Here is a 25802-nt window from a genome sequence, read left to right on the forward strand (position 1 = left end):
GGCGCCGCCCTCGCCGTGTCCGCCCAGCCGTCACCCGGAGTTCATCCTTCCGGCCGGCTCCTGTCCCCGGGAGAGACGTTGGATGCCCCCTGTGCACGGTGTCCGTGTGCGCCCAGGAACCGGGGGGATACATGAGCCGTTCACGAAGACTCGTCCAGGCGGCCGTCGGCGGGGTGGTGGCCCTGTCCTGCACCGTACCGACCGCACCCGCGCAGGCGGCACCCCAGGCCGACGAGCCGGTCGGCACGGTGCGGCTCGTCACCGAGAAGCGCGTGACCGTCGACTACCCGTGGGCCGGCGCGTCCGGCTTCCAGTACCGGCCGGGGACCACCTCGGTCACCACGGTGGACTACCCCGACGCGGTCCCGCCCGCCCACGCCGGCCCGGACGACCTGGCCAGCGGCACCGACGTCGTGAACACCCGCGACGGCCAGACCGTCACCCAGCGGCACCGCTCCACGGGCGTCACCGCCACCGTCACGATCCCCTCCGGGCACGCCTACCGGGCCGCCGCGGGCTGGAGCGTGCTGACCATGGACGGCACCGGCGCCCTGCACGTGCTGCGCACCGCCGAGGAAACCCTCACCGTGGACACCCCGGTCACCGGCTTCCCCGCGGGAGCCCGGCCCGTCCTGTACCGCACCGGCGGCTCGGTCGGCCGTCTCGCGGTCGTCTACGTGCTGGACGGCAAGACGTCGGTGGGTCTGGTCGACCTCGCCGACGGCGCCTTCCGCACGTACGTCACCAGCGACGAGGCGACCCCGCAGCTCGCCTTCAACGACCGCTGGCTCGTCGCCGACTGGAAGGCGATCCGGGTGGACGCCGGACCCGGCACCGAGCCCACCGCCCTCACCAGGACCGACGCCCAGCCCGAAGCAGTCGTGGGCGACCAGCTCCTGCTCGGCAACCCGGCCTTCGTCCAGGGCGGCACCGAGGCCGCGCTCACCGCCCGCTCCCTGGTCACCGGGGCTTCGAGCACCGTGCTCACCTCGTCGTTCGGCGGCATCGACCCGACCCTGGACGGCGGAGCGCTGGCCACCGCGGGCCGCTCCAGCCTCGACTGGAACATCCACCGGATCACCCTCACCGGCAGCGGCGGACTCACCACCACCAAGGTGGCCCGGGTCCCCGCTGCCGCGACCGGAGTGCAGGGACTGGCCGTCGCCGGCGGCGAGTTGTTCCTCCAGGGCGCGACGCCGGGCGCCTCGCTCCGTTACAGCGGCTTCCAGTTGGACGCCGACGGTCGGCCCACCGGTGCGCAGACTCCTCGCAGCCCGGCGCTGAGCGGGACCACCTGCCTCCCCGGCGACGCCGCCTGCCCCCAGCTGGAGGCCCTCGGAGACGGCCGGGTCGGCTATCTGTGGACCAACTCGGCGGGCCAGGAGTCCGTCCTCAACGTCGGCCTCGACACCAGCACCATCCTCAGCGAGCGCACGGACGGCGACTCCGGTGGCCGCCTCGCCGGCGGCACCGGCCGCTACGTGCTCTACAACGGCTCCTCGGGCAAGCAGCGGCTCGTGGACTTCCCGCGCGCCGCGACCGGCGGCGAGACCATCCTCACCCGCGACCGCACCGCGGCCGCCGTCTGGGGCCAGACCCTGTGGACGCCGGGCAGCACCCAGGGCTCGGTCTCCGGCCGCAACCTCAAGACCGGGACGACCACCACCCTCGCCACCGGCGCCTCGTGCACCCCCACCGACATCCAGGCCGTCAACACCTGGCTGTACTGGACCTGCGGCGGCACCGCGGGCGTCTACGACCGCGCCACCGACCGGAAGATCACGGTCCCGGCCGACCACGGCCCGGCCCGCCTCGCCGACGGCTTCCTGCTCCGTGAGAACCGCACCACCCACGAACTGCTGCTCACCGACTTCCACACCGGCACGGCGACCACCCGCACCCTGGTGAAACTGCCGGCCGCGGACCAGAACACCGGCGGCAGCAACGGCCGCTGGGCCGTCGACCGCTTCGGCGGCCACATCGCCTACCTCAACGGCACGTACGGAGAGGTCTCGATCGTCGCCGCCGGCGTCCCCACCTCACCGCTCGCGCAGATGGAGGCCCAGGTCTACTCGCCGTCCGTGATCGGCAGGTCGATGCCCTGGTCACCGGTGTGGCAGCTGAACAAGCCGTCCACCTGGACCCTGACCCTGACCAAGGCCTCGGGCACGGTCGTCAGCACCCTGACCGGCGCCTCCACCGGAGCCGCCGTACGCCCCGCCTGGGACGGCACCACCGACACCGGCGCCGGAGCCGGGTCCGGCCCCTTCACCTGGCGGCTCACCGCCCACCCCCGCGACGGCCGGGGCCCGGACCTCACGCTCTCCGGCACGATGACCCTGGGCTGAGAGCGCCCGGCGGTGGGTACGGTCCGACCATGAGGATCCACGCCGTGGTCTGGGACGTCGACGACACCCTCTTCGACTACACCACCGCCGACCGCCTCGGCATGCGCGCCCACCTGACGGCCGAGGGCCTGCTCGACGGCTACGGCACCGTCGAGCAGGCCCTCACCCGCTGGCGGGAGATCACCGACGCGCAATGGGCGCGCTTCGCGGCCGGTGAGGCCACCTTCGAGGACCAGCGGCGCGACCGCGTGCGGGTGTTCGTCGGCCAGGACCTCTCCGACGCCGAGGCCGACGGGTGGTTCCACCGGTACCGCGCCCACTACGAGGCGGTCTGGGCCCTCTTCCCGGACGTCCTGCCCGTCCTCGACGCGCTCGCCGCCAGCCACCGGCACGCCGTGCTGTCCAACTCCAGCCTCCACGTACAGGACCGCAAACTGCGCGTCCTCGGTGTCCACGACCGCTTCGAGAGCATCCTGTGCGCGGCCGAGCTCGGCGTCTCGAAACCCGAGGCCGGGGCGTTCCTGGCGGCCTGCGACGCCCTCGACCTGCCGCCGCACCAGGTCGCCTACGTCGGCGACCACCCGGAGATCGACGGACGGGGTGCCGCCGACGCCGGGCTGCTGTCGGTGTGGATCGACCGCGGGGGTGCGTACGCCACGATCGACCCGCCCGTCGGGCCGCACCGCATCGCCTCCCTCGCCGAACTGCCGTCGCTGCTCGGCGCGGATACTCGTTTTGGAGCCCCGTCCACCTTCGGGTAATGTTCTTCCTGCGCCGCGGGGAGCGGGCCGGAAGGCAGGAGCCCCAGGCGCACTACTTGAACAAGATCCCCCTCCGGGGCTTGCGTTCCAGTGGCCTATGGTGTAATTGGCAGCACGACTGATTCTGGTTCAGTTAGTCTTGGTTCGAGTCCAGGTAGGCCAGCTCGCAGAGCTCATCTGCACCAGCGGATTCCGATCCGCAAGCCCCCGTTGTGTAGCGGCCTAGCACGCTGCCCTCTCAAGGCAGTAGCGCCGGTTCGAATCCGGTCGGGGGTACTGGTTCCGAAGATCGACGATCATCTCGGGACTGCTAGGGCCCCCGTTGTGTAGCGGCCTAGCACGCCGCCCTCTCAAGGCGGTAGCGCCGGTTCGAATCCGGTCGGGGGTACTGACTGGTCTAAACCACATTGGTCTATGGTGTAATTGGCAGCACGACTGATTCTGGTTCAGTTAGTCTTGGTTCGAGTCCAGGTAGACCAGCTCGGGCCTGCGGAAACGCAGAGTCCAGGCCCCCGTTGTGTAGCGGCCTAGCACGCCGCCCTCTCAAGGCGGTAGCGCCGGTTCGAATCCGGTCGGGGGTACGTACGAGAAGGCCCTCCACTTCGGTGGAGGGCCTTCTTGGCTTTCAGGGGCGCGGGGAACTCTGTCAGGGCGCCTGGTCGGGGAAAGCCTGCCGCGGCGTTGAGGCCGACCCTCCCCGAATGCCCTGTCGATCAGCCGGTGCGCCGCAACGCTTCGGAGAGACGCCCCGCCGCATCGATCACAGCCTGCGCATGCATCCGGCCCGGGTGCCGAGTCAACCGCTCGATCGGCCCGGACACCGACACGGCGGCCACCACACGGTTGGAAGGCCCCCGCACCGGCGCGGAGACCGACGCGACTCCCGGCTCGCGCTCGCCGATCGACTGGGCCCAGCCCCGGCGCCGTACGCCCGACAGGGCCGTCGCCGTGAAGCGCGCGCCCTGGAGGCCGCGGTGCAGCCGCTCCGGCTCCTCCCAGGCCAGAAGGATCTGCGCCGAGGAGCCGGCCTTCATCGTGAGCGTCGAGCCGACCGGGACGGTGTCCCGCAGTCCGGACAGACGCTCCGCCGCGGCGACGCAGATGCGCATGTCGCCCTGGCGACGGTAGAGCTGCGCGCTCTCGCCCGTGATGTCACGGAGGTGGGTGAGCACCGGACCCGCGGTGGCGAGGAGACGGTCCTCACCCGCGGCCGCGGCCAGTTCTGCCAGGCGAGGGCCGAGAATGAAACGGCCCTGCATGTCGCGCGCCACCATGCGGTGGTGTTCCAGCGCCACGGCCAGGCGGTGGGCCGTGGGTCGTGCCAGTCCGGTGGCGCCGACCAGACCCGCGAGGGTGGCCGGCCCGGACTCCAGAGCGCTCAGGACGAGGGCCGCCTTGTCCAGAACGCCGACGCCGCTACTGTTGTCCATGAAACGATACTCGCGTCTCACTCTGTGAAACGCAAGTTCAAATTCTCGTGGAACCCGCCACTCTGGAAGACACGAAGTCACAGCGGCCCGTGACGTACGGGCCTGGCGGCGGTTGCCCGGAAACGCAGGGGCGCGGGCCCGCCTCTTCAAGATCTCTAGTTGGGTCGGCGGACCGTCGTCGACCGGAGGGAACAGCGATGGGTAGGACACTCGCGGAGAAAGTCTGGGACGACCATGTCGTCCGGCGCGCGGAGGGCGAGCCCGACCTTCTCTTCATCGATCTGCACCTGCTGCACGAGGTGACCAGCCCGCAGGCCTTCGACGGCCTCCGCAAGAGCGGCCGCCAGGTGCGGCGCCTCGACCTCACCATCGCGACCGAGGACCACAACACCCCCACCCTCGACATCGACAAGCCGATCGCGGACCCGGTCTCCCGGATCCAGCTGGAGACGCTGCGCAAGAACGCCGCCGACTTCGGCGTGCGGCTGCACCCGCTGGGCGACGTCGAGCAGGGCGTCGTCCACGTCGTCGGCCCGCAGCTGGGCCTGACCCAGCCCGGCATGACCGTGGTCTGCGGTGACTCCCACACCTCCACGCACGGTGCCTTCGGCGCGCTGGCGTTCGGCATCGGCACCTCCCAGGTGGAGCACGTGCTGGCCACCCAGACGCTGCCGATGTCCCGCCCGAAGACCATGGCGATCACCGTCGACGGCGAACTGCCCGAGGGTGTCACGGCCAAGGACCTGATCCTGGCGATCATCGCCCGGATCGGCACCGGTGGCGGCCAGGGTTACGTCCTGGAGTACCGCGGCGAGGCCATCGAGAAGCTGTCGATGGAAGCGCGCATGACCATCTGCAACATGTCGATCGAGGCCGGCGCCCGCGCGGGCATGATCGCCCCGGACGAGACCACCTTCGCGTACCTCAAGGGCCGCCCGCACGCCCCCGAGGGTGCGGACTGGGACGCCGCCGTCGAGTACTGGAAGACGCTCAGGACCGACGAGGACGCCGAGTTCGACGCCGAGGTCGTCATCGACGCCGCCGAACTGTCGCCGTTCGTCACCTGGGGCACCAACCCAGGCCAGGGCGCGCCGCTTTCGGCGTCCGTCCCCGACCCTGCTTCGTACGAAGACGCATCGGAGCGCTACGCCGCCGAAAAGGCCCTGGAATACATGGGGTTGGAGGCCGGGCAGCCGCTGCGCTCCATCAAGGTGGACACCGTCTTCGTAGGCTCCTGCACCAACGGCCGCATCGAGGACCTGCGCGCCGCCGCCGAGTTGATCAAGGGCCGCAAAGTCGCCGACGGCGTACGGATGCTGGTCGTGCCGGGCTCCGCGCGGGTGGGTCTCCAGGCCGTCTCCGAGGGGCTGGACGTCGTCTTCAAGGACGCCGGCGCCGAGTGGCGGCACGCGGGCTGCTCGATGTGTCTGGGCATGAACCCCGACCAGCTGGCCCCGGGTGAGCGTTCCGCGTCCACCTCCAACCGCAACTTCGAGGGCCGACAGGGCAAGGGCGGTCGTACGCACCTGGTGTCGCCGCAGGTCGCGGCCGCCACCGCCGTCCTTGGCCACCTGGCCTCCCCGGCCGACCTGGCCGACGCCGACACCCGTACGCCCGCTGGAGTCTGAGAATCATGGAAGCCTTCACCACCCACACCGGCCGGGCCGTCCCGCTGCGCCGCAGCAACGTCGACACCGACCAGATCATCCCCGCCCACTGGCTCAAGAAGGTCACGCGGGACGGGTTCGAGGACGGGCTGTTCGAGGCCTGGCGCAAGGACGCGTCGTTCGTGCTCAACCAGCCGGAGCGGCAGGGCGCGACCGTCCTGGTCGCCGGCCCCGACTTCGGCACCGGCTCCTCCCGCGAGCACGCCGTCTGGGCGCTTCAGAACTTCGGCTTCAAGGCCGTGATCTCCTCCCGCTTCGCCGACATCTTCCGCGGCAACTCGCTCAAGAACGGCCTGCTCACGGTCGTTCTGGAGCAGAAGATCGTGGACGCGCTGTGGGAGCTCACCGAGAAGGACCCGCAGGCCGAGATCACCGTCGACCTGGTCGCCCGCGAGGTCCGCGCCGAGGGCATCACCGCCTCCTTCGAGCTGGACGAGAACGCCCGCTGGCGGCTGCTGAACGGCCTCGACGACATCTCGATCACCCTCCAGAACGAGGAGGACATCGCCGCGTACGAGGCGAAGCGCCCGTCGTTCAAGCCGCGGACGCTGCCGGTCTGATCCGGCGCACGATCCGCCGCCCCTGAACAAGGCGACTTTCGGCCACCGCAACACCCCTCTGTACCCCCGATCAGCCCGATCGGGGGTACAGCCTTTTCTGCACCCGAACGGCCCTGCCCGCCTTGAGCCTGGCAGCCAACTTCCCACGTTAAGCCGGTGGTTGTTGGGGTACGCGAGATGTACAGCCGTGACTTCCGTGTGCGCCCGGAAGACCGTTTGAGGCGGCAGTTGTCCCCTGCGCAGGCGACAACTCGCCCCAGATGGCACAATCTGTGCATGGAACACGACGGCCAACTCGAGCTCTATACGGCAGTCGCGGGCCAACTCAAGGAAGCGCACGCAAGGGTGCGCGCACTGCAAGTCCCGGAGGGCGTACGGATGGCGCTGACCCGGAAGCTGCTGGTCATTACGGCCGCGGCCAAGCACGATCTCGCCGACGCGGCAAGGCGGCTGGATCGGTTCACCGCGGACCTCGAAGAGGGACGTCTCCCCGACGAGGAACGCTGACCCGGACGGCACCGCCGAGTTCGTTGCGGCACAAGGGTGATAAGCCCGTTTCGTGTTTGATTTGCGGTATATATCTGCCTAACGTGCGAAAAAGCTTGAACACTTTCGTTCTGGCGATGTCTCCGAAGGGGAAGACGTGAACAAGGCGCAGCTCGTAGAAGCGATTGCCGACAAGATGGGCGGCCGACAGCAGGCCGCCGATGCTGTCGACCATGTACTGGACGCCATCGTCCGCGCGGTCGTCGCTGGTGAGAGGGTCTCCGTCACCGGCTTCGGTTCCTTCGAGAAGGTCGACCGTCCGGCCCGCTACGCCCGTAACCCCCAGACGGGCGAGCGGGTTCGGGTCAAGAAGACCTCCGTTCCGCGCTTCCGCGCGGGCCAGGGCTTCAAGGACCTGGTCAGCGGCTCGAAGAAGCTGCCGCGGGGCGGCGAGGTCTCCGTCAAGAAGGCTCCGAAGGGCAGCCTGACCGGCGGCGCCGGCGCGACGGTCAAGAAGGCGGCGGCGAAGAAGGCGACCGCCAAGACGGCCGCCGCGAAGAAGACCACCGCGAAGAAGGCTCCGGCGAAGAAGGCCACCACCAAGACGGCGGCCGCGAAGAAGACCACGGCCAAGAAGGCCCCGGCCAAGACCACGACGGCCAAGACCACCGCCGCGAAGAAGACCACCGCCAAGAAGGCACCGGCGAAGAAGGCGACCGCCAAGAAGGCGCCCGCCAAGAAGTCGACGGCGCGCAAGACCACCGCGAAGAAGACCACCGCCCGCAAGAAGTAGGGGCGCTGGGGCACTCACGCGCCGGGCCGGACTCCGTACGGAGTCCGGCCCGCGGTGTGTTCAGTCAGTGGTCAGAGGGTCTGGAGGGTCACCAGAGTGATCCGGAGGTCCTCCTTCGCGCCCTCCACCTCGATCCGCACCCGCTGTCCCGGGCGCAGCAGCCTCAAGCCGCCCGCGTCGAAGGCCGCCGCGTCGAAGGGCACCGGGGTGCCGTCGTCCAGGAGCACCTGCCCGCTGCGGCTTTCGGGGTCGTACGTGTACGCGGTCGCCTGCATGGCCGCAGCCTACTGCCCGGGTATCAGCAACCGCGCGGCGGCCGCGGCCGTATGAGGGCCGACCCCCAGGGCCAGCGCGGTGCGCAGGTCGTCGCCGGTGTCCACGTCCTGGCGTACGGAATCCACGGCGGCGAGCGACAGTTCCACGGCCCCGGACGCGCGGTGCCGGGCCCGGGAATCGATACCGAAAGCCGGGGACAATTGCCGGCCCGGGGCGGCGGCCAGCAGAGTCGTGCCGATTGCGGCCGCGTCCGGGAGAAATGCGCGCGGGAATTCAGCGGCGGCGTCGAGCACCCGGGCCAATTCCGGCGGGCGCAGCGCCGGCAGGTCGGCGTTGAGCGCGGCCACCGGGCTTTCGGGACGTGCGGCCCGTACGGCCCCCGCCGCATGTGCGAGGGCGGCGTTGAGGCCGCTTCCCGGCTCGTCGGGGATGATCGCGGCGCCCAGCGCGGCCAGCTCGCGGCCGGCCCGGGCGTCGTCCGTGACGACTGCCACATCCCGTACCGCCGGGCACGCCAGCGCTGCCGCCACCGTGTCCTGGGCGAAGGCGAGCGCCAGGTCCGGCCGCAGCCCGTCGTCCGCGGTGTCCGCAAGCCTGCTCTTGGCCTGGGCCAGGGGCTTCAGGGGTACGACCAAGGTCCACTGCACAGATGTTCCGTCCCTCTCTTGTCGCGGTCATTGTCACCCGGGGCCGACGGCGCCCCGCGTGTCGGGGCGTACGGTGTTCTCGACAGACCGGCGGCCTGGGGCGACACTTGTGCGGCCCCCCGTGGCCCCCGCATCAGGCCCAAGAGGAAGGTGTCCGCGTGCCCCGCCGCAGAATCGGCTTCTGGTACCGCTTCGCCGCGGTGATCTGCAAACCGCCGCTGGTGGTTCTGCTCAGGCGGGACTGGCGAGGAATGGAGCACATTCCGGCCGAGGGCGGATTTATCACCGCGGTGAACCACAATTCGCACATCGACCCCTTCGCTTACGCGCACTTTCAGTACAACACCGGGCGCGTCCCGCGATTCCTCGCGAAGAGCGGGCTTTTCAAGAAGGGATTCGTCGGCGCCGCGATGCGCGGCACCGGGCAGATTCCCGTCTACCGGGAGAGCACGGACGCGCTGAGCGCCTTCCGTGCCGCGATCGACGCCGTGGACCGCGGGGAATGCGTCGCCTTCTATCCCGAGGGCACCCTCACCCGCGACCCGGCGGGCTGGCCCATGACCGGCAAGACCGGGGCCGCCCGCGTCGCCCTCCAGACCAAGTGCCCGGTGATCCCCGTCGCCCAGTGGGGCTGCAACGAACTGCTGCCGCCGTACGCGAGGAAGCCGCACCTTCTGCCGCGCAAGACGCACCGCGTGCTCGCCGGACCGCCGGTGGACCTCACGCGGTTCTACGACCGGGAGATGACCACGGAGCTCCTGAAGGAGGCCACCGAGGTCATCATGGCCGCCATCACCCGCCAGCTGGAGGAGATCCGCGGCGAAAAGGCGCCCGAGACGCCCTACGACCCGCGCCGGGAGCGGAGCGAACAGCGGCGCCGCACAAAGGCGCAGACGCAGCGGGGCGCGCGGCAGGCGGCATCGCAGGTGCAGTCGGCACAGCCGGCGCAGTCGGCACAGGAAGAGGGGCTGGGCAAGTGAGCAAGCCGGTCAAGGCGGCGGTCCTGAGCGCCGGTTCGTGGGGCACGGCCTTCGGCATGGTGCTCGCCGACGCCGGGTGCGAGGTCACCCTGTGGGGGCGCCGCCCGGAGGTCGTGGAGGCGATCAACTCCACCCGCGCCAATCCCGACTACTTCCCGGGCGTCGAACTCCCGGAGAACGTGCGGGCCACCACGGATCCCGCGGAAGCGGCCGCGGACGCCGACTTCACGGTCCTCTCGGTCCCCTCGCAGACCCTGCGCGGCAACCTCGCCGACTGGGCCCCGCTGCTAGCCCCCGGCACGGTCCTCGTGTCGCTGATGAAGGGCGTCGAACTCGGCTCCGCGATGCGCATGAGCGAGGTCATCGACGACGTCGCCAAGGTCGGCCCGGACCGCATCGCCGTGGTCACCGGACCCAACCTGGCCCGCGAGATCGCCGCGCGGATGCCGGCCGCCGCCGTGGTCGCCTGCACCGACGAGGCCGTCGCCCAGCGGCTCCAGGCCGCCTGCCACACGCCGTACTTCCGCCCGTACACCAACACCGACGTCGTCGGCTGTGAACTCGGCGGCGCCGTCAAGAACGTCATCGGCCTGGCCGTCGGCATCGCGGACGGCATGGGCCTCGGCGACAACGCCAAGGGCTCGCTCATCACCCGCGGGCTCGCCGAGACCACCCGGCTCGGCATGGCGCTCGGCGCGGACCCGCTGACCTTCTCCGGACTCGCGGGCCTGGGCGACCTGGTGGCCACCTGTTCCTCGCCGCTGTCCCGCAACCACACCTTCGGCACCAACCTCGGCAAGGGCATGACGCTCCAGGAGACCATCGCGGTCACCAAGCAGACCGCCGAGGGCGTCAAGTCCTGCGAGTCGGTACTGGATCTGGCCCGCCGGCACGGCGTCGACATGCCCATCACGGAGACGGTCGTCGGTATCGTGCACGAGGGCAAGCCTCCGGTGGTGGCTCTCAAGGAGCTGATGTCGCGCAGCGCGAAGCCGGAACGACGCTGAGCGACGCGGGTCCGGGGGCGCTGTATCCCGGCCTTACCAACGGGTACTCTCAACGCGATATGAGCACCGAGAACCTCCCCCAGAGCCCCGAGCAGCCGCCTCGTAAGCCGCGTGTGGCCGTCGTGTTCGGCGGGCGCAGCTCCGAACACGGGATCTCCGTGGTCACCGCCGGCGCCGTCCTCAAGGCCATCGACCGGACGAAGTACGACGTCCTTCCGATCGGCATCACCCAGGACGGCCGCTGGGCGCTCACGGCGGACGAACCGGAGCGGATGGCGATCATCGACCGGCGCCAGCCGAGCGTCGACCTGCTCGCCGAGTCCGCCGAGGGTGGAGTGATCCTCCCGGTCGACCCCGCCAACCGCGAAGTCGTCTACAGCGAGCCGGGATCGGTCCCCAAGGCGCTCGGCGAGGTCGACGTGGTCTTCCCGGTGCTGCACGGCCCCTACGGCGAGGACGGCACCCTCCAGGGCCTCCTGGAGCTCTCCGGCGTCCCGTACGTGGGCTCCGGTGTGCTCGCCTCGGCCGTGGGCCAGGACAAGGAGTACATGAAGCGGGTGTTCACCTCGTTCGGGCTGAAGGTGGGCCCGTACCTGGTGATCCGGCCCCGTGAGTGGCAGCAGGACGAGCCGGCCGCCCGCAAGAAGATCGTCGACTTCGCCGGGGAGCACGGCTGGCCGCTGTTCGTGAAGCCCGCGCGCGCCGGTTCCTCGATCGGCATCACCAAGGTCGACGACCTCTCCGGCCTCGACGAGGCGATCGCCGAGGCCCAGCGGCACGACCCGAAGATCCTCGTGGAGGCGGCGCTGCGCGGCCGCGAGATCGAGTGCGGTGTCCTGGAGTTCGAGGACGGCCCCCGGGCCTCCGCGCCCGCCGAGATCCCCTCGCCCGAGGCGCACGCGTACTACGACTTCGAGGCCAAGTACATCGACTCGACGCCGGGGATCGTGCCGGCGCCGCTGACTCCGGAGGAGACGGCGGAGGTCCAGCGCCTGGCGGTCGACGCGTTCGATGCGGCGTCCTGCGAGGGCCTGGTCCGCGCGGACTTCTTCCTCACCGAGGACGGCGAGTTCGTGATCAACGAGATCAACACGATGCCCGGCTTCACGCCCATCTCGATGTATCCGCAGATGTGGCAGGCGAGCGGGGTGAGCTACCCGGAGCTGGTGGACCGGCTGGTGCAGGCGGCGCTTCGCCGTTCAACGGGCCTTCGCTAGGAACAATCCCGGGACGGCGTTCACAGCACGGCGTTCACAGCACGGCGTTCACGGCACGGCGCTCAGGAGGCGATCCCCTCGGGGATCGCCTTCTTCACGGCCGAGGCCAGATCGATCAGGACACCGGAGCTGTCCACCCCTTCCGGCACTCCGACCTCGACATACGCCTCCCGGTTGGCGGTGGTGAACCGGTACGCCCCGTCGTCCTGCTTCTCCATCAGCCAGTCGACCCCGTTCACACCCCCGGCGACCGCATCCGGATCGTGCCCGTCGGCCACCTTCGGATCGACCATCTTCGGCGGCTGGGGCACACCGCAGCGAAGTATGATCGCCGGGCTGCCCCAGCCCGCCGTCAGCGCCGACGCGGGCTCGGGATCCTCGCGACGCTCTCCGTCCACCTTCGCGGGCAGTACCTTGTCCAGGTTCCGGCACAGTTCCGTGACCTTCGCGTCCGGACTGGGAACCGCCGCCGGTCCGCTGTCGTCTGCTGAGGAGCAGCCCGCGGCAGTGATCAACAGCGCGAGAGCGGGCAGGCGGAGGAAAACGCGGAACACAGAGCGGTGCCGGTGACGGAAAGAGTTCACCGGCACAGGGTAGACGGGGGCTACAGATGGACGACCGGGCAGGTCAGGGTGCGGGTGATGCCGTCCACTTGCTGGACTTTGGCGACCACCATGCGTCCGAGGTCGTCGACGGTGTCGGCCTGGGCCCGCACGATCACGTCGTAGGGTCCTGTGACGTCCTCGGCCTGGATGACTCCAGGGATCTTGCTGATCGTCTCGGCGACGGTCGACGCCTTGCCGACCTCCGTCTGGATCAGGATGTACGCCTGTACCACGGAACCTCCAGGGCGGCCACGAGGATCATGTGGGGAAAAGGAACGCCACGGTATCGCGTCGCCGCTCGCCGCGGGGAGACCTGCGGGGACCGGGTCTTGCGCGCCGGGGTGCAGGTCCGGCAGAACTTGACGGTCACTTCGACCGTAGCGAGGACCGAGAGGCCTCGCGACCGGGCACGTACAGGTACAGAAGGGGAGAAAGGGCAATGAAGGGCACTGTTGGTGAGCTCGGTGAGTTCGGGCTCATCAGGGAGCTCACCTCCCGTCTGACCACCACCCCGGCGGTCCGGGTCGGCCCCGGCGACGACGCCGCCGTGGTGGCCGCGCCCGACCGCAGGGTGGTGGCGAGCACGGACATCCTCGTGGAGGGCCGGCACTTCCGCCGGGACTGGTCGACGGCCTACGACGTGGGCCGCAAGGCGGCGGCGCAGAACCTCGCCGACATCGCCGCCATGGGTGCCGTACCGACCGCGCTGCTGCTCGGTCTGGTCGTCCCGGCCGAGCTGCCGGTGACGTGGGCGAGCGAGCTGATGGACGGCCTGCGCGACGAATGCCAGGTGGCCGGTGCCGCCGTGGTCGGCGGTGACGTCGTACGCGGCGACTCGATCATGGTGTCGATCACCGCGCTCGGCGATCTGCGCAACCAGGAGCCGGTGACGCGGGCGGGCGCGCAGCCCGGCGACCTCGTCGCGGTGACCGGCTGGCTGGGCTGGTCGGCGGCCGGGTACGCGGTGCTGTCGCGCGGGTTCCGTTCGCCGCGCGCCTTCGTGGAGGCCCACCGGCGGCCCGAGCCGCCGTACCACGCGGGTCCGGCCGCCGCGGGGCTCGGGGCGACCGCCATGTGCGACGTGAGCGACGGGCTGATCGCCGACCTCGGGCACATCGCCGAGGCAAGCAAGGTCCGTATCGACATCCGCTCCGGGGCGATCGACATCCCCTCCCAGATGAACGACATCGGGCAGGCCGTCGGCGTCGACCCCATGCAGTGGGTGCTGACCGGCGGAGAGGACCACGCGATCGTGGCGACCTTCCCGCCGGACGTGAAGCTGCCCGCCCGCTGGAAGGTCATCGGCGAGGTCCTCAACCCGTCGGCGCTGCCCCAGGTGACGGTCGACGGGGCGCCGTGGACCAGTAAGGGCGGCTGGGACCACTTCGGGGACATGGACTCATGATTCCCAACGTCCTCACGGTGGCGGGCTCCGACTCGGGCGGCGGCGCCGGCATCCAGGCCGACCTGAAGACGATGCTCGCGCTCGGCGTGCACGGCATGAGCGTCCTCACGGCGGTGACCGCACAGAACTCACTCGGTGTGCAGGGCGCTTGGGAGCTGCCCGTGGAGGCGGTGCGGGCCCAGTACCGCAGTGTCGTCGACGACATCGGCGTCCAGGCGGTCAAGACCGGGATGCTGGCCTCCGCCGAACTCGTGGAGGCGGTGGCCGGGTTGATCGCGGGCACGGACGCCCCGGCGGTCGTCGACCCGGTGGGCGTCTCCAAGCACGGCGACTCCCTGCTCGCTGCCTCGGCCCTGGACTCCGTCCGTACGAAGCTGCTGCCGGTGGCGACGGTCGCCACCCCGAACCTCGACGAGGTGGCCCAGCTGACGGGCGTGCGCGTCGAGTCGGAGGAGCAACTGCGGCGGGCGGCGGCGGCCGTGCTGGAGTACGGGCCGCGGTGGGTGCTGATCAAGGGCGGTCACCTGTCCGGGGACGCCGTGGACCTGCTCACCGACGGCTCCGAGGAGCACTGGCTGCGGGCGCCTCGCCACGACAACCGGCACACCCACGGCACGGGCTGCACCCTCGCCTCCGCGATCGCGTCACAGCTCGCCAAGGGGCACTCGGTGCCCGAGGCGGTGACGGCGGCCAAGGAGTACGTCACCGGGGCGATCGCGGCCGGGTTCGCGCTCGGCGGGGGAATCGGGCCGGTGGATCATGGCTGGCGGTTCCGGGACGGTTCCTGAGCACCGGGGCCGGTTCATGAGCATCATGACGGCGGCAAGACATGGCAAAGAGCCGGTCCACCTGAGGTGGACCGGCTCTCTGAGCGAACCAGCAGTGGCCGCGCGCTAGCTGAGCGTCAGCGCGAGACCTTGCCGGCCTTGATGCACGAGGTGCAAGCGTTCACGCGCTTCGGCGTCCCGCCCACCACGGTACGCACACGCTGGATGTTCGGGTTCCAGCGACGGGGCGTACGGCGGTGCGAGTGCGAGATGTTGTTGCCGAAGCCCGGCCCCTTGCCGCAGACGTCGCAGTTGGCAGCCACGGGTCACTCCAAAGACTTCAGATGCACTTACGGTTGATCCCGGCATGCCGGGATCCGGATCGGAGGATCGGAGTGGCGCTGCCAGGGGAATGGCCCGATTCGGATCGGGCAACCGGAGCAGCATACAACGACTGCGCCCGTGCAATGAAACTACCATGGTCGGCCCGGGTCCTCTCCCGGCCCACTTCCGGTGGACACCGCCCCGCGGTCTACGCTGCGTGCCACGTCCAGCAGCTCAGGGAGGCGCAGTGGCGCAGGTGCCGCAGCCATTCTTCGATGCTCTCGCGGTGCGCACCTGGTGCGGTCTCGCACTCGAGACGCTGGGGCGGGCGCGTGAGGAGATTGACGCGATCAACGTCTATCCCGTCGCGGACGGGGACACCGGCACGAATCTGTATCTGACCGTGGAGTCCGCCGTCGCGGCGGTCGAGGCCGTGTTCGCGGGGCATGCGGCGGGGTCGGGTCCCGAGGGGCCGACGCTGGCCGACGCCACCCGGGCGATGGCGCACGGGGCGCTCATCGGGGCACGTGGGAACTCCGGGACGATCCTCGCCCAGCTGCTGCGCGGCATGTCCCAGGTCCTGGCCGGGGGCGGGACCCCACAGGCCGTCGGCGAGAGCGCGCACGCCGACGGCCGGGGCCTGCGGCTGGCCCTGCGGCACGCGGCCGACTCCGCCAGGCGGGCCGTGGCCCACCCCGTCGAGGGCACGGTCCTCACGGTCGCCTCGGCCGCTGCCGACGCCGCCGACGCGGCCTGTGGTGCCGAGGGTGACTGCGGGACGGTGGCCCGGGCGGCCTATGAGGGAGCGCGCGCGGCGCTGGCCGCGACGCCGGGCCAGCTGCCCGTTCTGGAGCGCGCCGGGGTGGTCGACGCCGGTGGACGGGGACTGGTGGCGGTGCTCGGGGCGCTGGTGGAGACGTTCACGGGGGAGCGGCCGCGGGAGTCGGCCGCGACGGTGACGGCGGGTGCGCTGCGGGTCGGCGCGGGGCCGGCCGGCGCGGTGGTGCCCGAGGCCGGGGTGCCCGGAGCCCTGGTGGCTGGGGACCCTGGGGGCCCTGGGGTGCCGCACGCGCGCGTGGTGCCCGGTCAAGCTGACGGTTCGGCATCGGGTGGGCTCGCGGGGCCGGCCGAGGACTCGCAGGGCTTGTACGTGGACCCGCGGGGCCCGCACGCGCGCGTGGAAGCCGCCGAAGGGCCCGCCCCGGCCGTCGGCGCCCCGAGCGGGGAGTGTGCCGACGGTGCCGCCGCGGCCGACGTGGACGGCCCCGCCTTCGAGGTGATCTACCTGCTGGAGGCCGAGGACACGGCCGTGGAGCGGTTGCGGGAGCGGCTCGACGGGCTCGGGGACTCGCTCGTCGTGGTCGGCGGCGACGGGCTGTGGAACGTCCATGTCCATGTCGACGACGCGGGTGCCGCCGTCGAGGCCGGTATCGAGGCCGGGCGGCCCTACCGGATCCGGATCACGCACTTCGGCGCCGGGGACGTGCACACCACCGGCGCCGAGCGGCCTCCCCGCGAGCGCGCCCAGCGTGCCGTCGTGGCCGTGGTGCCCGGCGAGGGCCTGGCCGGGCTGTACACGGAGGCCGGCGCGACCACCGTGCTCGCACGCCCCGGGGAGCCGCCGGCGAGCGGTGAACTCGTGCAGGCCGTGCGGCGGGCCCACGCGCGCGAGGTCGTGCTGCTGCCCAACGACGGCGAGCTGCGCCACACCGCCGCCGCGGCGGCCGAGCAGGCCCGTACCGAGGGCATCCGCGTGGCCCTCATCCCGACCCGCTCGGCGGTCCAGGGCATCGCGGCGCTGGCCGTGCACGAGCCGGAGCGCCGCTTCGACGAGGACGTGGTGTCGATGACCTCGGCGGCCGGTGCGACCCGCTACGCCGAGGTCACCGTCGCCGAACGGCAGGCCTGGACGATGGCCGGCATCTGCCAGGCCGGCGACGTACTCGGGCTGATCGACGGCGACGTGGCCGTGATCGGCTCGGACGTCACGGCCACCGCCGAGACCGTCCTGGACCGCATGCTCGCGGCCGGGGGCGAGATGGTCACCCTGGTGCTAGGCGACGAGGCTCCCGGCACCATCGCCGAGCGCCTGGAGGGCCGGGTCCGCGAGGGGTACCTCGCCGTCGACACGGTCGTGTACCGGGGCGGGCGGCAGGGGGCCGTGCTGCTCATCGGCGTGGAGTAAGCGGAGGCACTCCTACTCGTACTCCTACGCGTACGCCTACTCGACGAGCCGGAGCAGCTGCTCCGCCTCCGCCCGCCGAGCCCGCACCGCTTCGCCGTCGCCGTCGCCGTCCCCGTCGCTGGTCTCCGACGTGTCGCGTCCGCCGTACGCCGCCAGCACCGCACGCGCGCGTGCCGCCGCGTCGTCCGGGCGGCCCAGTTCGGCCTCGAGCCGGCCCGCGGCGAGCTCGGCGCCGGTGCGGCTGTGCAGGGCGGCGTCCCCGAGGGTGGCGAACACCTCGGCCGACCGCAGCACTTGGGACAGGGCATCCTCGAACCCGGCCCGGGCCGAGGCGTCGTCGGCGTCCTCCGAGACGGAACGGGCCAGCAGGTCACCGAACTGCCTGTGCGTATGGCCGAGTTCGGCGACGAGCTGCTGCCGGGAATCGGCGTCGGACGCCATGTCCCGTGCCGCCTCGCCCTCCCGGACCGCCTCCGCCATCAGGGCGCGTGCCTCCTCAAGGCCGTCCCGCGCGCGCAACGCCAGCCAGGCGCGGGCGCGCAGGGAGCGGACCAGCCCGTGGACGTTGCCGAGTTGGCGCCACAGGTCGCCCGCGCGCGCGTAGGCCCCGTCCGCCTCCTCGGCCAGCCCGGCCTGCCCCAGGGACTCCCCGGCCAGGTGGGCCAGGGTCGCGTGGTCGTGCTGTTCGGGCCAGTGCCGGGCGATCTCGGCGGCCTGGAGACGCCGTTCGGCGGCGGCACGGTGCTCGCCGAGTTCGCTCAGGCAGTCGCCGAGCCACCACTGCGTCTGCACGATCGCCCCGTCGCCGTGCGTCTGGGCCGTCAGGTCGGGCAGCGCCGACTCCAGCACCTCCGCGGCCTCGGCCCACCGCCCCTGCCGCAGCAGGAATCCGCCGAGCTGCTGCCGGGCCCAGGCGCCCAGGGTCGCGCTCTCGCCCGCCTCGTCGGCCCAGTGCGCGGCCTCCAGGGCGTGCTGGGCGGCCTCCACGGCATCGCCCCGGCCGCCGGTCAACTCGGCGAGCTGGAGGTGCAGCTGAGCCCTTCCGGGCGCCTCCAGCTGGGCCCCGCCGTGCTCCAGGGCCGCCCGCAGCGCCCGTTCCGCACCGGCCATGTCGCCGAGGTGGTGGGCCAGGGAGGCCAGCCGGGCCTCGTACTCCACCGCGAACCACGGCAGCCCCGCCGCGACGAACGCCGCCGCGCCCCGCGCGAACAATCCCGCGGCCGCCTTCAGATCCCCGCGCAGTCCGGCCAGCTCGGCGAGCATCGCCTGGGCCTCGGCGGCCCGCGCGGCCAGCCGCACGTCCTCCCCGGTCCGCCCGTCGACGAGAGCCAGGACCTCCCGGACAGCGGCTTCGGCCTCGCCGAGCACCGCCTCCGGGCCGTCGCCCTCGGCGTCCTGCGCGAGACCTTCCCCGGCCTCGTGCGCCCGGCGCATCAGGATCCGGGCCCGGCCCATCAGGACGGAGGCAGTCTGGCGCATCCCGGTGTCACCGGCGGCGTACAGCGCGAGGACCTCGTCGCAGGGGCCGGACACCGCCGCGAGTGCCGCGTCCACGTCACCCCCGAGAGCACGCACGTACGCCGCACGCGCGTGTGCCGCCAGGGCCTCACCGGGGTCACCCGCGGCCGCGTACAGCTCCGCGGCCCGTTCGAAGAGGGCGGCGCCCTCCGGACCGAGACCCATCGCCTCGTGGTCGGCCAGCTCGGCCCGGTCGCGCGGGTCCAGCTCCACACCCTCCGCGGCTTCGGCGACCGCCGCCCACGCCTCCACGGCGTTCGGCCGCAGGTTGTCCGACAGCCGCCGTGCCTCGGCCAGCAGGGCGGGCAGATCCGGCTCCCCGGTGGCCGCGGCCGGGACCACCGGGGGAGCGGGCGGCGGTACCGGCCGTACGGACCGCACCCCCAGCGGCAGCCGGTCCGCCGACGGGCACTGCTCCATACGCGTGCGTGCCCGCTCGCTGACGTGCGTCGTGCCGTTGCGCTCGTCGAAGCGGGCCGCCAGGGCGAGGGCCTCCGCACGCGCGTGCGTGGCCAGCTCACGGGCGGTCCACTCGCGGCCGGCCGGACCGGGAACCTGCCGGTCGCCCAGACCCAGCCCGGTCAGGCGGTCCATGAGCAGGGCCACCACGCTCATGAAGTCCAGCCTGCTCTGCGGCTGCCCGTCGTCGGTGAAGTACGCCGGCCGCTCCGCGAGCAGTTCGAGACCGCGCGCCTCGTTGCCGGTCAGCGCGCAGAACTCCACGTGCTCCGCGTAGGCGCCGCGCATGCTCTCCATGGCCCGCACGAGCCGCAAGCCCCGCAGATGGTTCCCACGGGCCTCGTCCAGCCGGCCCAGCCGCAGCAGCGGCACCAGGGAGGAGGCCAGGGCCGCGTGCGGTTCATGGGCGCAGGCGTACTCGCCCTCCAGCACCGGCCGCCACAGCTCCAGCGCCTGCGCGTCCCGGCCCCGCTGCGCATGCCACCAGCCCTGCGCGTGCAGTTCGCAGGCGTGGCAGTCGGACATGCGGTCCCGGTCGGCGTCCAGCCACGCGGTGTACGCCCGCTCGGCCCGCGCCAGGTCCCCCACATGCGCGGCCACGCTGTGCTCGGCGCTGCGCACGGCCCGCTCGGAGTACCCGGCGAGCCGGTAGCGGTGCTCCATCTCGCCGAGCCACTTCTCGATCGACGCGAGCGGGATGTGCGGCTGGTCGAGCATGCCGGACGACACCCACTTGAAGACCCAGTGCAGCGTGTGGGTCTCGTACTCGTCGAAGTCCTCGGGGTGTTCGTCCCACATGCGCAGCAGGCGCGCGAAGGGGACGAACATCTTTCCTTTCTCGGAGCTGTAGTTGTAGACCTTCAACTGGTGTCCGAGCGCCTCGATCACGGCGAGCGGGACGTTCAGCTTCTCGGCGGCGGCCAGCAGTTCCTCGGCACGCGCGTTGCGGGCCGGGCCCTCCGGCTGCCCGGAGTTCTCCGCCATCGCCCGGCGCAGCGCGTCGAAGTCGGTGATCTCGCTCACGCCTGACCGTCCTCGCTGTGCGTGGCCCACTCCAGGAGGCCGATGAACGCGCGGTTGAGCAGCGCCGAGTCGGCGGGCCTGAGCGGCCGCTGCGCCATCAGCAGCGCCTGCCCGTACAGCGACTCCGTGGCCGTGCCGATCAGCTCCGGGTCGTGCAGCGAGCTGATCCGCCTGACGAGCGGGTTGAGGTGGTTGAGCACCAGACGCGCGCGCGGGGCGCTGCCGCGCAGGGAGCCGAGGATTCCCGCCCACAGGTCGTCGGCCTGTGCCTCGGCGTCCGCCCGGGCCTGTTCGTGCCGGGCGTCCCGGTCGTCGAGGTGCAGCGCGGGCACGGAGAGCGGGTGGAAGGCCCGCAGCACGACGTCACAGCCCAGCGGGTCGAGCCGGGCCCGCGCCGCCGCCAGGAAGCCGGACAGGGCCAGCTCCTCGGCCGGATCGACCGCGTCCAGATGCGCGGTCACCGTCTCGGCGTCCAGCTCGGCGACCACGGTCCCCGGCCGCACCGAGGGCAGCGCCTCCACCAGCTCGCTGTCGTACGTGTAGCCGCCGTTGATCACGCCGATGCCCTGCGCGGACGCGATCGGCGCGACCTGCCGGTACTCCTCGACGGTCCGCGTGAAGTGCACCACCGGGTGCCGCTGCGCGAACTCCTCCAGGGACAGCCGTCCGTCGGTCGTCTCGAACGGCAGCCACGGCAGCATCGTGCGCAGCATCTCCCGGTCGTGCCGGGCCAGGGACTTCACGCCCAGGTGGTGCACCGCGAGGAACGCGGCCAGCCGCTCCGGATCACCGGCGGCCAGACCGGTCAGCCAGGCCCGGATCCGCTCGCCCAGCGTCTCCCGTACGGCGGCCAGGGTCTCGTCCTCGTACAGCGCCTCGCGCGAGGCCGTCGGCCGCAGGCTGTCCGTGTCCAGGACACAGCGCACGAAGAACGCCCAGTCGGGCAGCAGCTGTTCGGCCCGCTCGGTCAGCAGCATGCCCTTGAGATGCACGCGGTGCCCTGCGCGCTGGGCCGGGCTGACGGCCGACGGCAGCACGTAGGCCACTCCGCGGACGCCGGCCAGCGGCACGGACAGGTCGATCGCGTCGAGCGGGGTGAAGCCGAACAGCTCGTGGCAGTGCCGGGCGAGGGCGACACGGCGGGCGGCCGGGCTCTGGTACGACCGGTCCCAGGGCGCCGGCAGGTCGGTGACCGGCTCGTCGCCCACCCGGACGTCGTACGGCAGCAGCGACCCGAAGTCCCGGGCCAGCGCCTCGACCCGCTCGGGCGTGAGCCACTCCGCGGCTCCGGCCCGCGCCACCAGATGCACGGTGGTGCCCGGTTCGGGACGCTCGGCGTCCGGCAGCGTCCGCACGATGTACGAGCCGTCGTCGGACGCCGTCCACTCCACCGGCGGCGCCCCGGGCGTACGGGCGCTCCGGCTGACCACCCGGATCCGCTCGGCGACGACGAAGCAGGCCAGCAGGCCGATGCCGAACTGCCCGAGAAACTCGGAACGCGCCTCCTGGAGGCCCTCGGCACGCTTGGAACTGCGCCCGATCGTGGCGAGCAGGTCGTGCACGTCCGCCTCGGTGAGGCCGACACCGGTGTCCTCGACGCACAGGGCGCCGCCCTCCGCGGTCAGCCGCACCCGGGCCGGAGCCTCCGGTTCCGTCGTGCGTCTGGCGGTGATGGCGTCCACGGCGTTCTGCAGCAGCTCCCGCAGGTACACCTTGGGGCTGGAGTAGAGGTGGTGGGAGAGCAGGTCCACCAGACCACGCAGGTCGACCTGGAACGTATGAGGTGACTGGGGCGAATGGGGTGCCTGGGATGCCTGTGAGGTCTGGGAGTCCATCTTCACGGCGCCGGTGGGGGACTCGCGACGGCGCGGGGTCGGGCGGTCCCGGTGGGGCGGTGACCGCGAAAGGGGGCCGGGAGCGCGTCATCCTAAGGCCCGAACCAGCCGTCTGACCAGGGATTTCCGCGACGTATACGGCGACCTGCGCCACGGCCTCTACGGCATTGTCAGTGGGGTGGTGTGCAATGGATCTCGTGCCCGCACTTCACGAACCGCTGCGACAACCACTGAAGTCGGTGCTCGGCCCCGCCACCGCGAAGGTGATGGCCGAGCACCTCGGCCTGCTCACCGTCGGTGACCTCCTCCACCACTACCCGCGCAGATACGAGGAGCGCGGCCAGCTCACGCACCTCGCCGACCTCCCCATGGACGAGCACGTCACGGTGGTCGCCCAGGTCGCCGACGCCCGTCTGCACACCTTCGCCTCCGCCAGGGCCCCGCGCGGCAAGGGCCAGCGCCTGGAGGTCACGATCACGGACGGCAGCGGCCGCCTCCAACTGGTCTTCTTCGGCAACGGCGTTCACAAGCCCCACAAGGAGCTCCTGCCGGGCACCCGCGCGATGTTCGCGGGCAAGGTCTCCGTCTTCAACCGCCGCCTCCAACTTGCCCACCCGGCCTACGAGTTGCTGCGAGGCGACCCGGAGGAGTCCGTCGAGACATGGGCCGGCGCCCTGATCCCGATCTACCCGGCCACCGCCAAGCTGGAGTCCTGGAAGATCGGCAAGGCGCTCCAGACGGTCCTGCCCACCGCCCAGGAGGCCGTCGACCCGCTGCCGGAATCCCTGCGCCGGGGCCGCGGCCTGGTCCCCCTCCCCGAGGCTCTCCTGAAGATCCACCGCCCGCACACCAAGGCGGACATCGAGGACGCCCGCGCCCGCCTCAAATGGGACGAGGCCTTCGTCCTCCAGGTCGCCCTGGCCCGCCGCCGTCACGCGGACGCCCAGCTTCCGGCGGTCCCCCGCAAACCCAGCCCCGACGGCCTCCTCACGGCCTTCGACGCCCGCCTCCCGTTCACCCTCACCGAGGGCCAGCAGCGGGTCTCCCGGGAGATCTTCGAGGACCTGGCGACGGAGCACCCGATGCACCGGCTGTTGCAGGGGGAGGTCGGATCGGGCAAGGCCCAGCCCCTCGACTCACTGGTGCTCACACCCACGGGCTTCCGCCCCATGGGGGATCTGCGGGTGGGCGACGAGGTGGTGGTGCCGGACGGGGACATCGCGCTGGTCGACGGTGTCTTTCCTCAGGGAGAGCGCGATGTGTGGCGCTTGGTCCTGTCCGACGGGAGTTCCGTCGAGTGCGACGACGAGCATCTCTGGATCGTCGGCACGAGCCGCGGTTGGCACCGTGGCCAGGCTCCCAAGGTCATGACGACCCGGGAGATCCGTCTCGACACGTTCAAGGCCAACGGGTCGTCGAAGTGGTACATCCCGCCGGCGAAGCCGGTCGATCTCGGCGGCGACGCCGGGCTGCCCCTCGACCCGTACCTGATCGGACTGCTGCTGGGGGACGGTTCGTTCCGGCACAATCTCCGCCTTTCCACCATCGACGACGAGATCCGTGACGCGGTAGCGGCGGCGGTAGCGCCCGAATGCCGGCTGGTACCGGTGAAGGGATCGCACTGTGACTACACGATCCAGCTCAAGCAGCGTGCCGGAGAAGTGCGCAACCCAGTGATCCAGGTCCTGCGCGAGTTGGGCCTCTGGGGAACGACGTCCCACGACAAGTTCGTCCCCCAGGATTTCAAGAACGCTCCGATCAAGGACCGTCTCGCCGTGTTGCAGGGACTTCTGGACACGGACGGCACTGTCCAAGCCGACGGCGTGAACATCTCCCTCTGCTCGGCTTCGCGCCGACTCGCGGAGGACGTCGCATGGCTCGTACGTTCTCTGGGCGGCCGGGCGCGAGTGCTGCCGAAGAAGGCCGCGTACAACGTGCAGGTGTCCCTGCCGGACGCTTACGCCCCGTTCCGGCTCACCCGCAAAGCAGAACGCGTGCGTCCGAGGCCGGAATGCAACACGTTCCGACGCGGCATCCGGGCGGTCGAGTACGTCGGTCGGAAGCCCGTCCAGTGCATCAGCGTCGCCCACCCGAGCCATGCGTACGTCACCGACAACTTCACCGTCACCCACAACACCATGGTCGCCCTGCGCGCCATGCTCGCCGTGGTCGACGCCGGCGGCCAGGCCGCCATGCTCGCGCCCACCGAAGTGCTCGCCCAGCAGCACCACCGGTCGATCGTCGAGATGATGGGCGAGCTGGCCGAGGGCGGCATGCTGGGCGGGTCCGAGCAGGGCACCAAGGTGGTGGTGCTCACCGGATCCATGGGCGCGGCCGCCCGCCGCCGGGCCCTGCTCGACCTCACCACCGGCGAGGCCGGCATCGTCATCGGCACGCACGCGCTGATCGAGGACAAGGTGCAGTTCCACGACCTGGGCCTGGTCGTGGTCGACGAACAGCACCGCTTCGGCGTCGAGCAGCGCGACGCCCTGCGCGGCAAGGGCAAACAGCCCCCGCACCTCCTGGTCATGACGGCCACGCCGATTCCGCGCACGGTCGCCATGACGGTCTTCGGCGACCTGGAGACCTCCGTCCTCGACCAGCTCCCGGCCGGCCGCTCGCCGATCGCCAGCCATGTCGTCCCGGCCGCCGACAAGCCCCACTTCCTGTCCCGCGCCTGGGAGCGGGTCCGCGAGGAAGTGGGCAACGGCCATCAGGCGTACGTGGTCTGCCCCCGCATCGGCGACGAGGAGGACGACCCGAAGAAGACCGGCAAGAAGAAGTCCCCGGACGCCGGTGCATCCCCCGAGGACGCCGCCGACAAGCGCCCGCCCCTCGCCGTCCTCGACGTCGCCGAACAGCTCTCCAAGGGCCCTCTGAAGGGCCTCCGCGTCGAGGTGCTGCACGGCCGCATGCACCCCGACGACAAGGACGCGGTCATGCGCCGCTTCGCCGCCGGCGACGCCGACGTCCTGGTCGCCACGACGGTCATCGAGGTCGGCGTCAACGTCCCCAACGCCACGGTGATGGTGATCATGGACGCCGACCGCTTCGGCGTCTCGCAACTCCACCAGCTGCGCGGCCGCGTCGGCCGTGGCTCGGCCCCCGGCCTGTGCCTCCTGGTCAGCGAGATGCCCGAGGCGAGCCCCGCCCGCCAGCGCCTGAACGCGGTCGCCTCGACCCTCGACGGCTTCGAACTCTCCCGCATCGACCTGGAACAACGCCGGGAGGGCGACGTCCTCGGGCAAGCCCAGTCGGGCGCCCGCACCAGCCTGCGGATGCTCGCGGTCATCGAGGACGAGGAGATCATCGCCGAGGCCCGCGAGGAGGCGGCGGCTGTCGTGGCGAAGGACCCGGAGCTGACCGACCTCCCGGCCCTGCGGACAGCACTGGACGCCCTCCTGGACGAGGAGAGGGAGCAGTACTTGGAAAAGGGTTGAGTGATGCCACCAAGGGGCGCGAGGCTGTAGTCCATATGCGGCTACCGCCGCGCGGGCGCGACCAGCCAC

General features: G+C 71.6%; 21 protein-coding genes and 5 tRNA genes. 18 read left to right on the forward strand and 8 right to left on the reverse strand.

Annotated elements, in window-relative coordinates:
- Positions 1 to 131: 131 nt before the first annotated feature.
- The 7 genes from QC385_RS38955 to QC385_RS38985 all read left to right on the forward strand — a co-directional run bounded on the left by QC385_RS38955 (position 132) and on the right by QC385_RS38985 (position 3690).
- Complete coding sequence (locus QC385_RS38955; RefSeq protein ID WP_279546154.1) at positions 132 to 2348, forward strand: hypothetical protein; 2217 nt, start codon at positions 132 to 134, stop codon at positions 2346 to 2348.
- A gap of 29 nt (positions 2349 to 2377) precedes the next feature.
- The gene (locus QC385_RS38960; protein WP_279546155.1) at positions 2378 to 3109 is read left to right on the forward strand and encodes an HAD family hydrolase; all 732 of its coding nucleotides are present in this window, start codon (positions 2378 to 2380) and stop codon (positions 3107 to 3109) included.
- Between the two features lie 91 nt (positions 3110 to 3200).
- Positions 3201 to 3272, forward strand: a tRNA-Gln gene (locus tag QC385_RS38965).
- 40 nt (positions 3273 to 3312) lie between these two features.
- Positions 3313 to 3385 (forward strand) — tRNA-Glu (locus QC385_RS38970).
- Between the two features lie 39 nt (positions 3386 to 3424).
- Positions 3425 to 3497, forward strand: a tRNA-Glu gene (locus QC385_RS38975).
- Between the two features lie 20 nt (positions 3498 to 3517).
- Positions 3518 to 3589: transfer RNA gene (locus tag QC385_RS38980), tRNA-Gln, on the forward strand.
- A 28-nt stretch (positions 3590 to 3617) separates the two neighbouring features.
- Positions 3618 to 3690 (forward strand) — tRNA-Glu (locus QC385_RS38985).
- Positions 3691 to 3822: 132 nt separating this feature from the next.
- Here the strand turns inward: QC385_RS38985 and ndgR are convergent.
- Positions 3823 to 4539 (reverse strand): IclR family transcriptional regulator NdgR, encoded by a 717-nt coding sequence (gene ndgR, locus QC385_RS38990; protein ID WP_184988622.1) that lies wholly within the window; start codon positions 4537 to 4539, stop codon positions 3823 to 3825.
- A 197-nt stretch (positions 4540 to 4736) separates the two neighbouring features.
- On the opposite strand from ndgR, the gene leuC reads away from it, so the two are divergent.
- The 4 genes from leuC (at position 4737) to QC385_RS39010 (ending at position 8045) form a co-directional block, all read left to right on the forward strand.
- The gene (gene leuC / locus QC385_RS38995) at positions 4737 to 6167 is read left to right on the forward strand and encodes a 3-isopropylmalate dehydratase large subunit (protein WP_279546157.1); all 1431 of its coding nucleotides are present in this window, start codon (positions 4737 to 4739) and stop codon (positions 6165 to 6167) included.
- Positions 6168 to 6172: 5 nt separating this feature from the next.
- Entirely contained in the window at positions 6173 to 6766 is a 594-nt protein-coding gene (leuD, locus tag QC385_RS39000; RefSeq protein WP_279546158.1) for a 3-isopropylmalate dehydratase small subunit, read from the forward strand.
- A gap of 276 nt (positions 6767 to 7042) precedes the next feature.
- Positions 7043 to 7273: a hypothetical protein gene (locus QC385_RS39005; protein ID WP_279546160.1), complete on the forward strand. Its 231-nt coding sequence runs from the start codon at positions 7043 to 7045 to the stop codon at positions 7271 to 7273.
- Positions 7274 to 7409: 136 nt separating this feature from the next.
- Complete coding sequence (locus QC385_RS39010) at positions 7410 to 8045, forward strand: HU family DNA-binding protein (RefSeq protein WP_150483229.1); 636 nt, start codon at positions 7410 to 7412, stop codon at positions 8043 to 8045.
- A 71-nt stretch (positions 8046 to 8116) separates the two neighbouring features.
- Here the strand turns inward: QC385_RS39010 and QC385_RS39015 are convergent, their stop codons facing one another.
- On the reverse strand, positions 8117 to 8320 hold the full coding sequence (locus tag QC385_RS39015; protein WP_010044574.1) for a hypothetical protein: 204 nt from the start codon (positions 8318 to 8320) through the stop codon (positions 8117 to 8119).
- A gap of 9 nt (positions 8321 to 8329) precedes the next feature.
- Positions 8330 to 8968, reverse strand: coding sequence for a 2-phospho-L-lactate guanylyltransferase (gene cofC, locus QC385_RS39020; protein WP_279546163.1), 639 nt, complete (start codon positions 8966 to 8968; stop codon positions 8330 to 8332).
- Positions 8969 to 9126: 158 nt separating this feature from the next.
- Between cofC and QC385_RS39025 the strand changes: the two genes are divergently transcribed.
- The 3 genes from QC385_RS39025 to QC385_RS39035 are packed head-to-tail and all read left to right on the forward strand — an operon-like array spanning position 9127 to position 12172.
- Complete coding sequence (locus QC385_RS39025; protein WP_279546164.1) at positions 9127 to 9948, forward strand: lysophospholipid acyltransferase family protein; 822 nt, start codon at positions 9127 to 9129, stop codon at positions 9946 to 9948.
- On the forward strand, positions 9945 to 10955 hold the full coding sequence (locus QC385_RS39030; RefSeq protein WP_279546165.1) for an NAD(P)H-dependent glycerol-3-phosphate dehydrogenase: 1011 nt from the start codon (positions 9945 to 9947) through the stop codon (positions 10953 to 10955). Before QC385_RS39025 ends, QC385_RS39030 begins: the two co-directional genes overlap by 4 nt.
- Positions 10956 to 11014: 59 nt before the next feature.
- Positions 11015 to 12172: a D-alanine--D-alanine ligase family protein gene (locus tag QC385_RS39035; protein ID WP_279546167.1), complete on the forward strand. Its 1158-nt coding sequence runs from the start codon at positions 11015 to 11017 to the stop codon at positions 12170 to 12172.
- A 62-nt stretch (positions 12173 to 12234) separates the two neighbouring features.
- On the opposite strand, the gene QC385_RS39040 is transcribed toward QC385_RS39035, so the two are convergent.
- Both QC385_RS39040 and QC385_RS39045 read right to left on the reverse strand, forming a co-directional pair.
- Positions 12235 to 12756: a DUF3515 domain-containing protein gene (locus QC385_RS39040; RefSeq protein ID WP_279546169.1), complete on the reverse strand. Its 522-nt coding sequence runs from the start codon at positions 12754 to 12756 to the stop codon at positions 12235 to 12237.
- Between the two features lie 20 nt (positions 12757 to 12776).
- Positions 12777 to 13010 carry an Lrp/AsnC family transcriptional regulator gene (locus QC385_RS39045; RefSeq protein WP_003997603.1) on the reverse strand — a complete coding sequence of 78 codons (234 nt, stop codon included), beginning with the start codon at positions 13008 to 13010 and terminating at the stop codon, positions 12777 to 12779.
- Positions 13011 to 13216: 206 nt separating this feature from the next.
- On the opposite strand from QC385_RS39045, the gene QC385_RS39050 reads away from it, so the two are divergent.
- Positions 13217 to 14182, forward strand: coding sequence for a thiamine-phosphate kinase (locus tag QC385_RS39050; protein ID WP_020270061.1), 966 nt, complete (start codon positions 13217 to 13219; stop codon positions 14180 to 14182).
- Positions 14179 to 14970: a bifunctional hydroxymethylpyrimidine kinase/phosphomethylpyrimidine kinase gene (gene thiD, locus QC385_RS39055; RefSeq protein ID WP_279546170.1), complete on the forward strand. Its 792-nt coding sequence runs from the start codon at positions 14179 to 14181 to the stop codon at positions 14968 to 14970. Before QC385_RS39050 ends, thiD begins: the two co-directional genes overlap by 4 nt.
- 116 nt (positions 14971 to 15086) lie before the next feature.
- Here thiD and rpmB read toward each other — a convergent pair whose 3' ends face one another.
- Positions 15087 to 15272 (reverse strand): 50S ribosomal protein L28, encoded by a 186-nt coding sequence (gene rpmB / locus QC385_RS39060; RefSeq protein ID WP_004924906.1) that lies wholly within the window; start codon positions 15270 to 15272, stop codon positions 15087 to 15089.
- Positions 15273 to 15520: 248 nt separating this feature from the next.
- On the opposite strand from rpmB, the gene QC385_RS39065 reads away from it, so the two are divergent.
- Entirely contained in the window at positions 15521 to 17458 is a 1938-nt protein-coding gene (locus QC385_RS39065) for a DAK2 domain-containing protein (RefSeq protein WP_279546171.1), read from the forward strand.
- A 36-nt stretch (positions 17459 to 17494) separates the two neighbouring features.
- Here QC385_RS39065 and QC385_RS39070 read toward each other — a convergent pair whose 3' ends face one another.
- Together QC385_RS39070 and QC385_RS39075 are read right to left on the reverse strand one after the other, a co-directional pair.
- Positions 17495 to 20458, reverse strand: a complete 2964-nt coding sequence (locus QC385_RS39070; protein ID WP_279546172.1) for a tetratricopeptide repeat protein — start codon at positions 20456 to 20458, stop codon at positions 17495 to 17497.
- Complete coding sequence (locus QC385_RS39075) at positions 20455 to 22293, reverse strand: HSP90 family protein (RefSeq protein ID WP_279546173.1); 1839 nt, start codon at positions 22291 to 22293, stop codon at positions 20455 to 20457. The genes QC385_RS39070 and QC385_RS39075 overlap by 4 nt, the downstream gene beginning before the upstream one ends.
- Before the next feature lie 188 nt (positions 22294 to 22481).
- Between QC385_RS39075 and QC385_RS39080 the strand changes: the two genes are divergently transcribed.
- On the forward strand, positions 22482 to 25733 hold the full coding sequence (locus tag QC385_RS39080) for a helicase-related protein (protein ID WP_279546174.1): 3252 nt from the start codon (positions 22482 to 22484) through the stop codon (positions 25731 to 25733).
- Positions 25734 to 25802: the final 69 nt, after the last annotated feature.

Source organism: Streptomyces sp. DH10, from assembly GCF_029813805.1.
In the GTDB taxonomy this organism is placed as follows: domain Bacteria; phylum Actinomycetota; class Actinomycetes; order Streptomycetales; family Streptomycetaceae; genus Streptomyces; species Streptomyces coeruleofuscus.